The organism is Calidifontimicrobium sp. SYSU G02091, assembly GCF_022631395.1.
Classification (GTDB): Bacteria; Pseudomonadota; Gammaproteobacteria; order Burkholderiales; family Burkholderiaceae_C; genus Calidifontimicrobium; species Calidifontimicrobium sediminis.
This window is the reverse complement of the sequence record NZ_JALBGB010000004.1, coordinates 61414-74535: the sequence shown is the minus strand read 5'-3', so window position 1 is coordinate 74535 and position 13122 is coordinate 61414. Positions and strand designations below refer to the sequence as shown.

The following is a 13122-nucleotide window of genomic DNA, read 5'->3' as shown; positions in this document are numbered from 1 at the left end:
CGCGTCACGCTCCTGCCTGCAGCGTCACTTCGACCGTGCGCCGCTCGCCGCCGCGCAGCACCTCCAGCCGCACGACATCGCCGACGCGAAAGTCGTCGAGCCGCGCGAGCAGCTGGCCCACACCGTTCACCGGCTTGCCCTCGACGGCGACGATGACATCGCCGGCCGCGACACCCTCGCCGGTCACCGTCGCGCCCCGCAGCCCCGCGGCCGCCGCGGCCGAGCCGGGCGCCACGCGCAGGATCACGACGCCCTCGACGCCCAGCGCCTGCGTCAGTCGCGCGTTGAGCGACTCGTCGACCTCGATGCCCAGCGCCGGGCGGACGTAGCGCCCGTGCTTGATCAGCTGCGGCACGACGCGGTTGACGGTGTCCACCGGCACCGCGAAGCCGATGCCAGCGCTCGCCCCCGACGGGCTGTAGATCGCCGTGTTGATGCCGATCAGCCGCCCGCTCGAGTCGAGCAGCGGCCCACCCGAGTTGCCGGGGTTGATCGCGGCGTCGGTCTGGATCAGGTGCTCGATCGTCGCGCCGCGCTCGGTCGGCAGCGAGCGGTCGAGCGCCGAGACGATGCCGGTGGTCAGCGTCCAGTCCAGACCGAACGGGTTGCCGATCGCGAACACCTTCTGGCCGACCTTCAGCGTCGCGCTCTGACCCACCGGCACCGGCGGCGGGCGGTTGAAGCCCACACCGATCTTCAGCACCGCGATGTCGTGCGACGGGCTCGCGCCGACGAGCGCCGCGCGCACCTCGCGCCCGTCGGCCAGCCGCACGAAGGCCTCGCTGGCGCCCTCGACGACGTGGAAGTTGGTCACGACGTGGCCGTTCTCGTCCCAGATGAAGCCGCTGCCGGTGCCGCGCGGCACCGAGAACACGTTGCGCGTCCAGAAGTCGCGCACCTGCGCGCGCGTCGTGATGAACACGACGGAGTCGCGCGAGCGCTCGAACAGCTCGATCGTCGCGCGCTCGTCGGCCGCGAGGTCGCCGGCGGCGGCGATCGGCCGCGGCGCGGCATCGCCACGCGCCGCGTCGGGCACCGGGCCGGGCAGCCAGCGCCACAGCGCGATCAGCGCCGCCGCGGCCAGCGTCAGCCACAGCAGGCGCGACACGAAACGGTCGGTCATTTCACCCCCTGCGTACGCGCCGCGCGGTCGTCGCGGTCGCGCATCAGCCAGTACACGACACCCAGCGCCAGCGCCGCGCCCGACAGCGCCGCGATCTTGGCCGGGCTGGTGTCGGGGTCGAGGATCACGAACTTGCGCGCCAGCGCGATCAGCGCGATCAGCACCACGGTGCGCACCTGGATGATGCTCTCGCGGCGCAGCGCCACCTTGACGATCGAGTGCTTGAACTCCATCGCGATCAGCAGCGTCATGATCATCCCGAACACGGTCTGGAAGGTCGCGTGATCGAGCGGGTTAAACGCGTCGAGCAGCAGCAGGCGAAACACCGTGCCGATCAGCTGGATCATCGAGACGACGACGATGACGGCGATCACGGCGCTGAGCACGAGCGCGATGATCTGCTCGAAGCGCTCGTAGAAGCTCATCACCGCGAGCTCGTCGGCCAGCTCGCGCCAGGCGCTCTTGCGCGCTCGGGTGGGTTCACTCATCGGCCGCATTCGACCACAAGCGAGCGTGCAGCTCAGGTGCCGGCGTCGAGCACGACGTCGACGTCGACGCTGCGCCCGTCGCGCCGCAGCTGCAGCCGCACGCGCTCGCCGACGCGGAAGTCGTCGAGCCGGCCGAGCAGCTGGCCGACGCTGGCCACCGGCCGCCCGTCGACGCCGACGATCACGTCACCCGGCTGCCAGCGCCCGTCGGCGCCGCGGCGGATGCCGCGCAGCCCCGCGCGCTCGGCGCCCGAGCCGGGCAGCACGCGCAGCACGAACACGCCCTCGACGCCGAGCGCGCGCACCAGCCGCTGGTTCAGTGCGTCGTCGAGCTCGATGCCCAGCGACGGCCGGATGTAGCGGCCGTGCTTGATCAGCTGCGGCACGACGCGGTTGACGGTGTCCACCGGCACCGCGAAGCCGATGCCCGCGCTCGCGCCCGACGGGCTGTAGATCGCGGTGTTGACGCCGATGAGCCGTCCGGCCGAATCGAGCAGCGGCCCGCCCGAGTTGCCCGGGTTGATCGCCGCATCGGTCTGGATCAGGTGCTCGATCGTCGCGCCCGACTCGCTCGGCAGCGAGCGGTCGAGCGCCGAGACGATGCCGGTGGTCAGCGTCCAGTCGAGGCCGAACGGGTTGCCGATCGCGTAGACGCGCTGGCCCACGCGCAGGTCGTGGCTCGTGCCCAGCGGCACCGCCGGCGGGCGGTCGAACGGCACGCCGATCCTCAGCACCGCGAGGTCGTGCGACGGGCTCACGCCGACCAGCGCGGCCTGCACCTCACGGCCGTCGGCGAGCCGCACGATGGCCTCGCTCGCGCCCTGGATCACGTGCGCGTTGGTCACGACGTGGCCGGCGTCGTCCCAGATGAAGCCGCTGCCGGTGCCGCGCGGCACCGAGAACACGTTGCGCGTGAACAGGTCGCGCACCTGCTGGCGCGTCGCGATGTAGACGACCGACTCGCGCGCGCGCTCGAACAGCTCGATCGTCGCGCGCTCGTCGGCGCCCAGCGGCCCGCGCGGCGCGACGGTGCGCGGCTGCTGCGCGAATGCGCGCGCTGCCAGCACGCCGAGGCCGATCGCGGCCACCGCCGCGCGGCGGTCCAGGCTCATTCGAGCCCCAGCGCGCGCAGCCGCGCGCGCAGCCGCGCGAGTTCGTCCTGCAGGTCGGCCACCAGCGCGGCGAGCTCGGGCACCGCGTCGAAGTCGCGCTCGACCTGCGCCATGCAGCGCACGCGCCGCAGTGCCGCGGCGTCGAAGCGCCACGCGTCGCCGGGGCCGAGCGGATGCGCCGCGAGCAGCCCGGCGGCCACACGTTCGTGCACCCACGCGGCGTCGACGCCGCCGACGCGGCACAGCTCGTCGAGGTCGAGCCACAGCTCGTCGAGCAGCGCCTCGACGGGAACGATCGGACGGATCATGACGTGCTCCTGCGTTCGGCCTCGGCGGCGGCCACCTTGCGCGCGTCGAAGTCGGTCAGCTCGGCAGCCATGCGCTCGTACAGCGCCTTCGCGCGCGGGTCGTACGCGCTGGGCAGCACGACGCGCAGCTGCAGCTCGAGGTCGCCCGGCGTGCGCGCCGGCAGCCCTTTGCCGCGCACCGTCAGCGTCTGCCCCGACTGCGCGCCGGCGGGCACGCGCACGCGCAGCGTCGAGCCGTCGGGCAGCGCGACCGGCACGACGGCGCCGAGCGCGGCCTCCCAGGGCGCCACCGGCAGGTCGGCGATCAGCGTCGTGCCGTCCAGGCGGAAGCGCGGGTGCGGACGGATCGCGACCTCGAGGAACAGGTCGCCGGCGGGCGCGCCGCCGTGGCCGGCGCCGCCCTGCCCCGCCAGCCGGATCATCTGCCCCGGCTTGACGCCGGGCGGGATCTTCACGTCGAGCGTGCGCTCGACGAGCACGACGCGCCCGTGCGCGTCGAGCTGCGGGCTGCGCAGCGTGACCTGGCGCGTCGCGCCGCGCCACGCGTCCTCGAGGTCGAGGACGATCTTGGCGTGGTGATCCTCGCCGCGCGCGGCGAAGCCCTCGTGCGCGGCGTGCGCACCGGCCGCGCCGCGGCGCCGCCCGGCGCCCATGCGGCCGAACAGCTCGGCGAAGAAGTCGCTGAACTCGCCGGCATCCACGCCCTCGAAGCCGCGGCCGCTGAACTCGAAGCCGGCGTCCCAGTCCGGCGGCGGCGTGAACGGCTCGCCGGCACGGTGCCCGCGGCCCACGGCGTCGTAGGCGGCACGCTTCTCGGCGTCGGACAGGACCGCGTAGGCCTCGTTGACCTCGCTCATGCGCGCCGCGGCGTCGGGCTCCTTGCTGACGTCGGGGTGGTACTTGCGCGCCAGCTTGCGGTAGGCCTTCTTGATCTCGTCGGCGCTCGCGTCACGCGCGACGCCCAGAACGGCGTAGTAGTCCTTGAACTCCACGGTGATTGGCTCCTGCGGCGGCTATCTGCGAGCGCGTCGGGCCGATTCAACCCCCGTCCGCCCGCGACCCCTCTTGAAGCCGGCGCCCGCCAACCCTACATCATCGGCAGCGACGCGGCCAGCACCGGCCGCACGCACCCGATTCACCAAGGAGCCACGACCATGTTGTATCGAAGCCTGTTTCCCCGCGACCTGTTCGCGGAAATGGACCGCCTGACGCGCGAGATGCAGCAGGCGTTCGAGGTCTCGCCGAGCATCCGCGGCATCGGCCGTGGCGGCTTCCCGGCACTGAACATCGGCAGCACCGCCGAGGCGATCGAGGTCTATGCCTTCGCGCCCGGCATCGACCCGGCCAAGGTCGAGGTGCAGCTCGACCGCGGTGTGCTGACGATCAGCGGCGAGCGCGCCGGCCTGCCCGAGGACGACGCGAAGACGACGCTGCACGTCAACGAGCGCTTCGCCGGGCGCTTCCGCCGCGTGATCAGCCTGCCCGACGACATCGACCCGAACGCCGTCAGCGCCGACTACCGCGACGGTGTGCTGCACGTCAGCATCAAGCGCCGCGCGTCGGCCCAACCGCGCCGCATCGAGGTGCAGTGAGCTGCTGGAGGACCGCACGATGAACGAACAAGCCGTTGCCACCACGACCGCGTCGGCCACGCCGACGCCCCCCCGTCGCGACGAGCCGGCGCTGCTGCCGCCGGTCGACGTGATCGAGGACGCCACCGGCATCACGCTGTACGCCGACCTGCCGGGCGTGCCGAAGGACAAGCTGAACCTGCGCGTCGAGGGCGACACGCTGTCGATCGACGCCGACCTCGTGCTGCCGCTGCCGCAGGGCATGGAGGCCAGCCACGCCGAGGTGCAGCTCGCGCGCTACCGCCGCGCGTTCACGCTGAGCAAGGAGCTCGATGCGGCCAAGGTCAGCGCCGAGCTCACGCACGGTGTGCTGCGCGTGCGCATCCCGAAGGCCGAGCACGCGCAGCCGCGGCGCATCGAGATCCAGGTCGGCTGACGCTGCCCACCCGCGGCGCGGGTGCGTCCCGCGCCGTTCGTGCCGACTCATGACGAATGGAGGTTCCGGATGAAGATGAGTGACATCCGCCAGAGCTTCGGTTCGCTGTGGGACACGGTGGCCGAAGGCTGGGACCGGCTGCGCGAGCGTGCGGCCGGCGCACTGACGCGCTACCGGCCGGGCGCCAAGTCGAACCTGCCGGCGCGCGACGAGATCGACGACGCGAGCTACGTCCCCAACGCCGGCTGGGCGATGCTCGGCGGCGACGTGTTCGAGGACGAGCGGCGCGTCGTCGTGCGGCTCGAGGTGCCGGGCATGGACAAGCGCGACTTCGACATCGAGGTGTTCGGCGACACGCTCGTCGTGCGCGGCGAAAAGCGCTTCGAGCGCGAGGACACCGAAGGCCGCTGGCGCGTGCTGCAGTGCGCCTACGGCGCCTTCCAGCGCCAGGTGCCGCTGCCGGTGCCGGTCAAGGGCGACGAGGCGCGCGCGACCTACCGCAACGGCGTGCTGCGCATCGAGCTGCCGAAGCAGCAGCCGTCGAAGCCGCGCGTCGTGCAGATCCGCGTGGGCTGACACGCCGGCGCCGCCCTCGGTGCCCCCCGGAGCGGGGGGGGCGGCACCCGCCGGGCCGCCGCCCGCGCGTCGACCGCAAGGCGCCCGGCCGGAACGACCCGCAGCGGGCCGGCGCAGCGCGTCGGGGACAATCGCCGGCATGGCAAGTCCCTCCCTCGAGGCGCCGGTGCTGATTGCCGGCGGCGGCATCGGCGGCATGGCGCTGGCGCTGACGCTGCACCAGATCGGCGTGCCCTGCACCGTCTTCGAAGCCGTCGCCGAGCTCAAGCCACTGGGCGTGGGCATCAACCTGCAGCCCAACGCGGTGCGCGAGCTCTACGACCTGGGCCTGGACGCCGACGTGCTCGACACCATCGGCATCCAGGTCCGCGAGTGGGCGCTGGTGGGCCGCAACGGCAACGACGTGTACGCCGAGCCGCGGGGCCTGCGGGCCGGTTACCGCTGGCCGCAGTACGCGGTGCACCGCGGGCAGCTGCAGATGCTGCTGTACCGCACGGTGCTCGAGCGGCTGGGCGCGTCGGCGGTGCGCCTGGGTCACCGCGTCACCGGCTACCGCCAAGAACGCGATGGCGTCGTCGCCCTCGTACAGACCCGCGACGGGCGCACGCTCGAGGAGCGCGGCACGCTGCTGGTGGCGGCCGACGGCCTGCACTCGGCGGTGCGCGCGCAGATGCATCCGCAGCAGCCGCCGATCCACTGGGGCGGCGCCATCATGTGGCGCGGCACGACGCCAGGGGTGCCGATCCGCACCGGCTCGTCCTTCGTCGGCCTGGGCTCGGCGCGGCACCGCGTGGTGCTGTACCCGATCTCGCAGCCCCACCGCGTCACCGGCCTGGCCACGATCAACTGGATCGCCGAGATCACGGTGGACAACAGCGGCGGCTGGACGCAGGGCGACTGGAACCGCCGCGTCGCGGTGGAGGAGTTCGCCCACCACTTCGACGGGTGGAACTACGGCTGGCTCGACGTGCCGGCGATGCTGCGCGGTGCCCGCGAGATCTTCGAGTACCCGATGATCGACCGCGACCCGGTGCCGACGTGGGTCGACGGGCGCGTCGCGCTGCTCGGCGATGCCGCCCACGTGATGTACCCGACCGGCTCCAACGGCGCGAGCCAGGCGATCGTCGACGCCCGCGTGCTCGGCGCGTCGATCCTCGCGCACGGCGTGACCGCCCACGCGCTGAAGGCCTACGACGACAAGCTGTGCGCCGACGTCTCGGCGCTCGTGTTGCGCAACCGGGGCGCGGGACCGTTCGGCCTGCTGAACCTGGTCGACGAGCGCTGCGGCGGCGTGTTCGACGACATCGAGCAGGTGATCCCGGCGGCCGAACGCGAGGCCTTCATGGCGCGCTACAAGGCCGCGGCCGGGCTGGCCATCGAGACGCTGAACGCGGCCCCGCCGACGATCCCGCCCGGCGCGCGCGTGCGTGGCTGAGCGCCGGCTGCCGCGCGCGTGGCAGCAAGCGGTGTGCGGCGCGCCCATGGCCCCGAGGCTGCTGGGGCCGTCAGAGCCGCATCGGCCGTCGTGTCACCCGCGCCGACGCGGCTCGGCGCTCACGTGCGCAGCAGCAGGCTCACCGCCCGCGCCTCGATCGCCCTTTCCTCGCCCACCGGCCCCATCTTCTCGGCCGTCTTGGCCTTGACGTTGACCTGATCGGGCGCGAGGCCCATCGCCGCGGCGAGCCGCTCGCGCATCGCCGGGATGTGCGGCGCCATCTTCGGCGCCTGCGCGACGATCGTCGCGTCGACGTTGCCGATCGTCCAGCCGGCCGCGCGTACGCGGCGCGCGGCTTCGGCCAGCAGCACGAGCGAGTCGGCGCCCTGGAACTGCGGGTCGGTGTCGGGGAAGTGGCGCCCGATGTCGCCGAGCGCGGCGGCGCCGAGCAGCGCGTCGGTGATCGCGTGCGCGAGCGCGTCGGCATCCGAATGGCCCGCCAGCCCGTGCGTGTGCGGGATCGTCACGCCGCCGAGGATCAGCGGCCGCCCGGTGACGAGGGCGTGCGTGTCCCAGCCCTCGCCGATGCGCAGCGTCGTCATCGCGTTCGCTCCCGTCGTGCGGCCGCGCGACGCGAGCAGCCGCTCGGCGAGCGCGAAGTCGGCCGGCCACGTGACCTTGAAGTTTTCCAGCGGCGCAGCGACCAGCCGCGGCGCCAGGCCCAGCGCCTCGACGGCGCTGGCCTCGTCGGTGACGGCGTCGCCGGCGGCGGCCAGCGCGCGCCGCAGCAGCCCGAGGCGAAACATCTGCGGCGTCTGCGCGGCCCACTTGCCGGCGCGGTCGACCGTGGCGGCCACGCGGCCCGTCTCGTCGGCCTGCTTCAGCGTGTCGGCCACCGGCTGTGCGAGCAGGCCGCCGACCTCGTCGCCCACGCAGGCGTCGATCAGCGCGTCGACCCATTCGGGGCGCAGCAGGCAGCGCGCCGCGTCGTGCACGAGCACCCAGTCGTCGTCGGCCGCGCCGCGCCGCGCGAGCTCGGCGAGCCCGGCGGCGACGCTGGCCGCGCGCGTCGCACCGCCCACGCGGGCCACCCAGCCGCGCTCGCCGGGGAAGCCGGGTGCCGCGGTCTCGAACTGCGTGTCGTCGGGCGCGAGCACGACGAGCGTGGCCGCCAGCCGCGGCACCGCGGCCAGCGCCGCCAGCGTGTGCGCGACCATCGCGCGGCCGGCAACGGCACGGTACTGCTTCGGCCCGGCGTGACCCGCGCGGCTGCCGCTGCCGGCGCACGGCACGAGCGCGAACAGGCGCGGTGCAGGAGGATGGAGCGTCGTCACGATGGCGGCGACTGTACGCGAGCGCCGCCTAGAATCCCGCGCGGCCCCGTTGCGGGGCTTTCGTCGTTTCTTCGCCGATGCAGCTGCCTTCCATCGCCCCCGGCAAGCGCTTCACCGTGCCGCGCCCGCTCGGCTCGGCCGACGCGCTGCTGCTCGCGCGCCACGCGCAGGCGCAGGCTGCCCAGAAGCGGCTGCTGGCCATCGTCACCGCCGAGCCGGCCGACGTGCACCGGCTCGAGGACGAGCTGCGCTTCTTCGCGCCCGAGCTGCGCGTGGCCGTGTTCCCCGACTGGGAGACGCTGCCGTACGACACGTTCAGCCCGCACCAGGACCTGGTGTCGGAGCGGCTCGCGACGCTGTGGCGCGTGTATCGCCAGCACGACGTCGACGTGCTGCTGCTGCCGGCCACGACCGCGCTGCAGCGCCTCGCGCCGCCGTCGTTCCTCGCCGCCTACACCTTCGAGTTCAAGCAGAAGCAGAAACTCGACGAGGCCGCGCTGAAGGCGCAGCTGACGCTCGCGGGCTACCACCACGTCAGCCAGGTCGTCGCGCCGGGCGAGTACGCCGTGCGCGGCGGGCTGATCGACCTGTTCCCGATGGGCTCGCCGGTGCCGTACCGCGTCGACCTGTTCGACGACGAGGTCGACTCGATCCGCACCTTCGACCCCGACACGCAGCGCAGCCTCTACCCGGTGCCCGAGGTGCGCCTGCTGCCCGGGCGCGAGTTCCCGCTCGACGAAGCCGCGCGCACGGCGTTTCGCGCGCGCTGGCGCGAGAAGATGGAAGGCGACCCGACGAAGTCGCGCATCTACAAGGACATCGCGCAGGGCATCGCCAGCGGTGGCATCGAGTACTACCTGCCGCTGTTCTTCGACCAGACGGCGACGATCTTCGACCATTTGGGTGAGAGTGCTGCACTCGTCCTGCACGGCGAGGTCGACCGCGCGCTCGACCGCTTCTGGCACGACACGCGCGAGCGCTACCGCTTCCTGCAGCACGACCCCGAGCGGCCGATCCTGCCGCCCGAGGACCTCTTCCTGCGCCCCGACGAGTTCTTCGCGCGCACGCAGCCGCACGCGACGCTCGTCGTGCGCGGCGAAGGCGAGGTCGACTGGGCGCGGCCGCTGCCCAACGTCGCGATCGAACGCGGCACACCCGAGCCGCTGAAGGCGCTCGAGATGCACCTGCACGCGACGCTGCACCGCGTGCTGCTGATCGCCGAGAGCGAGGGCCGGCGCGAGACGATCCTCGACCTGCTGCGCGACCACGGCCTGCACGTGCCGCCGGTCGACAGCCTGCAGGCCTTCGAGGAGGGCGACGCGCGCATCGCGATCGCCGCCGCGCCGCTCGCCGAGGGCTTCTTCTGGCACGAGCCCGCCGAAGGGCACGTGATCCAGTTCATCACCGAGACGGAGCTGTTCGCCAGCACGCGCGAGGCGCGCCGGCGCCGCCGGCAGGAGCGCACCAGCGACGTCGACGCGCTGATCAAGGACCTGTCGGAACTCAACGTCGGCGACCCCGTGGTGCACCTGAACCACGGCATCGGCCGCTACCGGGGTCTCGTGCACATCGACCTCGGCGACGGCGACAGCGAGTTCCTGCATCTCGAGTACGCCGACAAGGCCACGCTGTACGTGCCGGTCGCGCAGCTGCACCTGATCAGCCGCTACACCGGCGTCAGCGCCGACGAGGCGCCGCTGCACAAGCTCGGCTCCGGGCAGTGGGAGAAGGCCAAGCGCAAAGCCGCCGAGCAGGTGCGCGACACCGCCGCCGAGCTGCTCGACCTGTACGCACGCCGCGCCGCGCGCCAGGGACACGCGCACCCGTTCAACGTGCACGACTACGAGGCGTTCGCCGCGAGCTTCGGCTTCGAGGAGACGCCGGACCAGCGCGCGGCGATCCACGCCGTGATCCACGACATGACGAGCGACAAGCCGATGGACCGCCTGGTGTGTGGCGACGTCGGCTTCGGCAAGACCGAGGTCGCGCTGCGCGCAGCCTTCGTCGCCGTCTCGGGCGGCAAGCAGGTCGCGATCCTGGCGCCGACGACACTGCTCGCCGAGCAGCACTTCCAGACGATCAGCGACCGCTTCGGCAAGTGGCCGGTCAAGGTCGCCGAGCTGTCGCGCTTCCGCAGCGCGAAGGAGGTCAAGGCCGCGCTCGACGGGCTGGCCGACGGCAGCGTCGACATCGTCGTCGGCACGCACCGGCTGCTGAGCCCCGACGTGAAGTTCGCGCGGCTGGGGCTGCTCGTCATCGACGAGGAGCACCGCTTCGGCGTGCGCCACAAGGAAGCAATCAAGGCGCTGCGCAGCGAGGTCGACGTGCTGACGCTGACCGCCACGCCGATCCCGCGCACGCTGGGCATGGCACTCGAGGGCCTGCGCGACCTGAGCGTGATCGCCACCGCGCCGCAGCGGCGCCTGGCGATCAAGACCTTCGTGCGCAACGAGCACAACGGCGTGATCCGCGAGGCCGTGCTGCGCGAACTCAAGCGCGGCGGGCAGGTGTACTTCCTGCACAACGAGGTCGAGACGATCCTCAACCGCCGCGACAAGCTGGCGGAATTGCTGCCCGAGGCGCGCATCGGCGTCGCGCACGGCCAGATGCCCGAGCGCGAGCTCGAGCGCGTGATGCGCGACTTCGTCGCGCAGCGCTACAACGTGCTGCTGTGCTCGACGATCATCGAGACCGGCATCGACGTGCCGACCGCGAACACGATCGTGATCAGCCGCGCCGACAAGTTCGGCCTCGCGCAGCTGCACCAGCTGCGCGGGCGCGTCGGCCGCAGCCACCACCAGGCCTACGCGTACCTGCTCGTGCCCGACCTCGAGAGCCTGAGCAAAGTCGCGGCGCAGCGGCTCGACGCGATCCAGCAGATGGAGGAGCTCGGCAGCGGCTTCTACCTCGCGATGCACGACCTCGAGATCCGCGGCGCCGGCGAAGTGCTCGGCGAACACCAGAGCGGCAACATGCAGGAAGTGGGCTTCCAGCTGTTCAACGAGATGCTCGCCGAGGCCGTGCGCTCGCTCAAGGCCGGCCGCGAGCCCGACCTGCTCGGGCCGCTGTCGGGCGTGTTCGCGACCACTGAGATCAACCTGCACGCCCCCGCGCTGCTGCCCGACAGCTACTGCGGCGACGTGCACGTGCGGCTGAGTCTGTACAAGCGGCTGGCCACGGCCGACCGCGCCGAGGCGATCGACGCGATGCTGGAAGAAATCACCGACCGCTTCGGCAAGCTGCCACCGCAGGGGCAGACGCTGTTCGACACGCACCGCCTGCGCGTGCTCGCGAAGAGCTACGGCGTCGCGAAGGTCGACGCCGGGCCGCAGGTGATCGTGATCACGTTCCGCCCGAACCCGCCGGTCGATGCGCTGAAGATCATCGAGCTGGTGCAGAAGAACCGCGCGATCAAGCTCGCCGGCAACGACAGGCTGCGCATCGAGCGGCCGCTGGCCGACCCGAAAGAGCGCGCCCAGCTGGTGCGCGACGTGCTGCGCTCGCTGGGCACGCCGCGCGTCGAGGCGGCGGCGGCCTGAGCGCGGGCGGGCACCGGCACGCCGCGCGCCGAGCAGCGCCAGCCGTCAGCGCCCGTCGGCCAGCGGACGGCGCGCGGCCTCGACGAGCGCCGGCAGCGCCGCACTGTCGAGCGCGCGCAGGAACGCGACCAGCGCGCGCTTGTCGTCGCCGGTGAGTCCGAGTGGCGCGAGCAGCGGGCTCTTGCCCTCCAGGTCGCCGCCGCCGCGGTCGTAGAAATCGACGACGTCGTCGAGCGTCGCGAGCGAGCCGTCGTGCATGTAAGGCGCGGTGCGCGCGACGTTGCGCAGCGACGGCGTGCGAAACGCGTGGCGGTCCGCCGGGTCGAGCGTGACCTCGAAGCGGCCGAGGTCGGGCGGGCGCGGGTCGGCGAAAGGCGTGAGCGCGCCGGCCTCGAGCACCGTCTGCACGCCGGGGGCGAGCGGCACGACGAGCCGCGCCGGGCCCGGCACGAAACCGACGCCGGTGGCGTGGTAGCGGTGGTCGGTGAACGGCGCGTCGCGATCGCCGACGTGGTGGCAGGCCGCGCAGCGTGCGGCGCCGGTGAAGAGCTCGAACCCGCGCTGCTCGAGCGGCGTCAGCGCCTGCGCGTCGCCGCCATAGCGCCAGCGGTCGAAGCGCGAGCCGGCCGCGACGAGCGACCGCTCGTACGCGGCGAGCGCCGCGCCGACGGTGTCCATCGACGGTCCCCGCCCGCCGAACGCGCGCTCGAAGCGCCCGGCGTACTCGGGCAGCGCGCGCAGGCGCTCGATCACGTGGCCCGGCGACGGGTTGCCCATCTCGTGCGGGTGCAGCAGCGGCGACCACGCCTGCGCCTCGAGCGACGGCTCGCGCCCGTCGTGGAACAGCTCGCGCACCCACGCGACGTTGAGCACGGTGGGCGCGTTGCGGCGCAGGCTGCGGCCCTCGATGCCGACCGCGAGCCGCGACGCGTTGGACGCGAAACCCTCCTCCGGCACGTGGCACATCGCGCACGACATCGTGCCGTTGAACGACAGCCGCCGGTCGAAGAAGAGCTGCCGCCCGAGTTCGACCTGCGCCGCCGACGGCGGCACGCCCGGCAGCGGCGGCAGGCCGAGCGCGGCGGCGGGCGGCGGCCCGTCCGCGGCACCGTGCCGGTCGCCGCACGCGGCAAGGCCCACGATCGCGCACACGACGAGCGCCGTCACGCCGAAGCGCGCGGCCGCACGTGCCGCCATCGC

12 protein-coding genes are annotated in these 13122 nt (G+C 73.1%); 5 read left to right on the top strand and 7 right to left on the bottom strand.

The window, feature by feature from the left end:
- Window positions 1–4: 4 nt before the first annotated feature.
- The 5 genes from MOJ79_RS04175 to MOJ79_RS04155 form a co-directional block, all read right to left on the bottom strand.
- Window positions 5–1123 (bottom strand): S1C family serine protease, encoded by a 1119-nt coding sequence (locus MOJ79_RS04175; RefSeq protein ID WP_241922992.1) that lies wholly within the window; start codon window positions 1121–1123, stop codon window positions 5–7.
- Complete coding sequence (locus MOJ79_RS04170) at window positions 1120–1548, bottom strand: phosphate-starvation-inducible PsiE family protein (protein ID WP_442863097.1); 429 nt, start codon at window positions 1546–1548, stop codon at window positions 1120–1122. Before MOJ79_RS04170 ends, MOJ79_RS04175 begins: the two co-directional genes overlap by 4 nt.
- Window positions 1549–1643: 95 nt before the next feature.
- Complete coding sequence (locus MOJ79_RS04165; protein WP_241922990.1) at window positions 1644–2723, bottom strand: S1C family serine protease; 1080 nt, start codon at window positions 2721–2723, stop codon at window positions 1644–1646.
- The gene (locus MOJ79_RS04160; RefSeq protein WP_119353586.1) at window positions 2720–3031 is read right to left on the bottom strand and encodes a chaperone modulator CbpM; all 312 of its coding nucleotides are present in this window, start codon (window positions 3029–3031) and stop codon (window positions 2720–2722) included. Before MOJ79_RS04160 ends, MOJ79_RS04165 begins: the two co-directional genes overlap by 4 nt.
- Window positions 3028–4023 carry a DnaJ C-terminal domain-containing protein gene (locus MOJ79_RS04155; RefSeq protein WP_241922989.1) on the bottom strand — a complete coding sequence of 332 codons (996 nt, stop codon included), beginning with the start codon at window positions 4021–4023 and terminating at the stop codon, window positions 3028–3030. The genes MOJ79_RS04160 and MOJ79_RS04155 overlap by 4 nt, the downstream gene beginning before the upstream one ends.
- A gap of 165 nt (window positions 4024–4188) precedes the next feature.
- Between MOJ79_RS04155 and MOJ79_RS04150 the strand changes: the two genes are divergently transcribed.
- The 4 genes from MOJ79_RS04150 (at window position 4189) to MOJ79_RS04135 (ending at window position 7049) form a co-directional block, all read left to right on the top strand.
- Window positions 4189–4623, top strand: coding sequence for an Hsp20/alpha crystallin family protein (locus tag MOJ79_RS04150; protein WP_241923078.1), 435 nt, complete (start codon window positions 4189–4191; stop codon window positions 4621–4623).
- A 19-nt stretch (window positions 4624–4642) separates the two neighbouring features.
- Entirely contained in the window at window positions 4643–5038 is a 396-nt protein-coding gene (locus MOJ79_RS04145) for an Hsp20/alpha crystallin family protein (RefSeq protein WP_241922988.1), read from the top strand.
- A 69-nt stretch (window positions 5039–5107) separates the two neighbouring features.
- A complete protein-coding gene (locus tag MOJ79_RS04140) occupies window positions 5108–5614 on the top strand; it encodes an Hsp20/alpha crystallin family protein (protein WP_119353584.1) in 507 nt (168 codons plus the stop codon).
- Between the two features lie 139 nt (window positions 5615–5753).
- A complete protein-coding gene (locus MOJ79_RS04135) occupies window positions 5754–7049 on the top strand; it encodes a flavin-dependent oxidoreductase (protein ID WP_241922987.1) in 1296 nt (431 codons plus the stop codon).
- Window positions 7050–7168: 119 nt separating this feature from the next.
- Here the strand turns inward: MOJ79_RS04135 and ispF are convergent, their stop codons facing one another.
- Window positions 7169–8383, bottom strand: coding sequence for a 2-C-methyl-D-erythritol 2,4-cyclodiphosphate synthase (gene ispF, locus MOJ79_RS19015; RefSeq protein ID WP_336606310.1), 1215 nt, complete (start codon window positions 8381–8383; stop codon window positions 7169–7171).
- A gap of 77 nt (window positions 8384–8460) precedes the next feature.
- Here ispF and mfd point away from each other — a divergent pair, with 77 nt between their 5' ends.
- Window positions 8461–11922, top strand: coding sequence for a transcription-repair coupling factor (gene mfd / locus MOJ79_RS04120; RefSeq protein ID WP_241922986.1), 3462 nt, complete (start codon window positions 8461–8463; stop codon window positions 11920–11922).
- Window positions 11923–11967: 45 nt separating this feature from the next.
- On the opposite strand, the gene MOJ79_RS04115 is transcribed toward mfd, so the two are convergent.
- A complete protein-coding gene (locus MOJ79_RS04115) occupies window positions 11968–13119 on the bottom strand; it encodes a cytochrome-c peroxidase (RefSeq protein WP_241922985.1) in 1152 nt (383 codons plus the stop codon).
- Between the last annotated feature and the right edge of the window lie 3 nt (window positions 13120–13122).

Bases quoted from the DNA above. Each gene is read 5' to 3' on its own strand.
- MOJ79_RS04140 (WP_119353584.1), top strand. From the start codon at position 5,108: ATGAAGATGAGTGACATCCGCCAGAGCTTCGGTTCGCTGTGGGACACG.
- MOJ79_RS04175 (WP_241922992.1), bottom strand. From the start codon at position 1,123: ATGACCGACCGTTTCGTGTCGCGCCTGCTGTGGCTGACGCTGGCCGCG.
- MOJ79_RS04115 (WP_241922985.1), bottom strand. From the start codon at position 13,119: ATGGCGGCACGTGCGGCCGCGCGCTTCGGCGTGACGGCGCTCGTCGTG.
- MOJ79_RS04170 (WP_442863097.1), bottom strand. From the start codon at position 1,548: ATGAGCTTCTACGAGCGCTTCGAGCAGATCATCGCGCTCGTGCTCAGC.
- MOJ79_RS04145 (WP_241922988.1), top strand. From the start codon at position 4,643: ATGAACGAACAAGCCGTTGCCACCACGACCGCGTCGGCCACGCCGACG.
- MOJ79_RS04165 (WP_241922990.1), bottom strand. From the start codon at position 2,723: ATGAGCCTGGACCGCCGCGCGGCGGTGGCCGCGATCGGCCTCGGCGTG.
- MOJ79_RS04135 (WP_241922987.1), top strand. From the start codon at position 5,754: ATGGCAAGTCCCTCCCTCGAGGCGCCGGTGCTGATTGCCGGCGGCGGC.
- MOJ79_RS04160 (WP_119353586.1), bottom strand. From the start codon at position 3,031: ATGATCCGTCCGATCGTTCCCGTCGAGGCGCTGCTCGACGAGCTGTGG.
- mfd (WP_241922986.1), top strand. From the start codon at position 8,461: ATGCAGCTGCCTTCCATCGCCCCCGGCAAGCGCTTCACCGTGCCGCGC.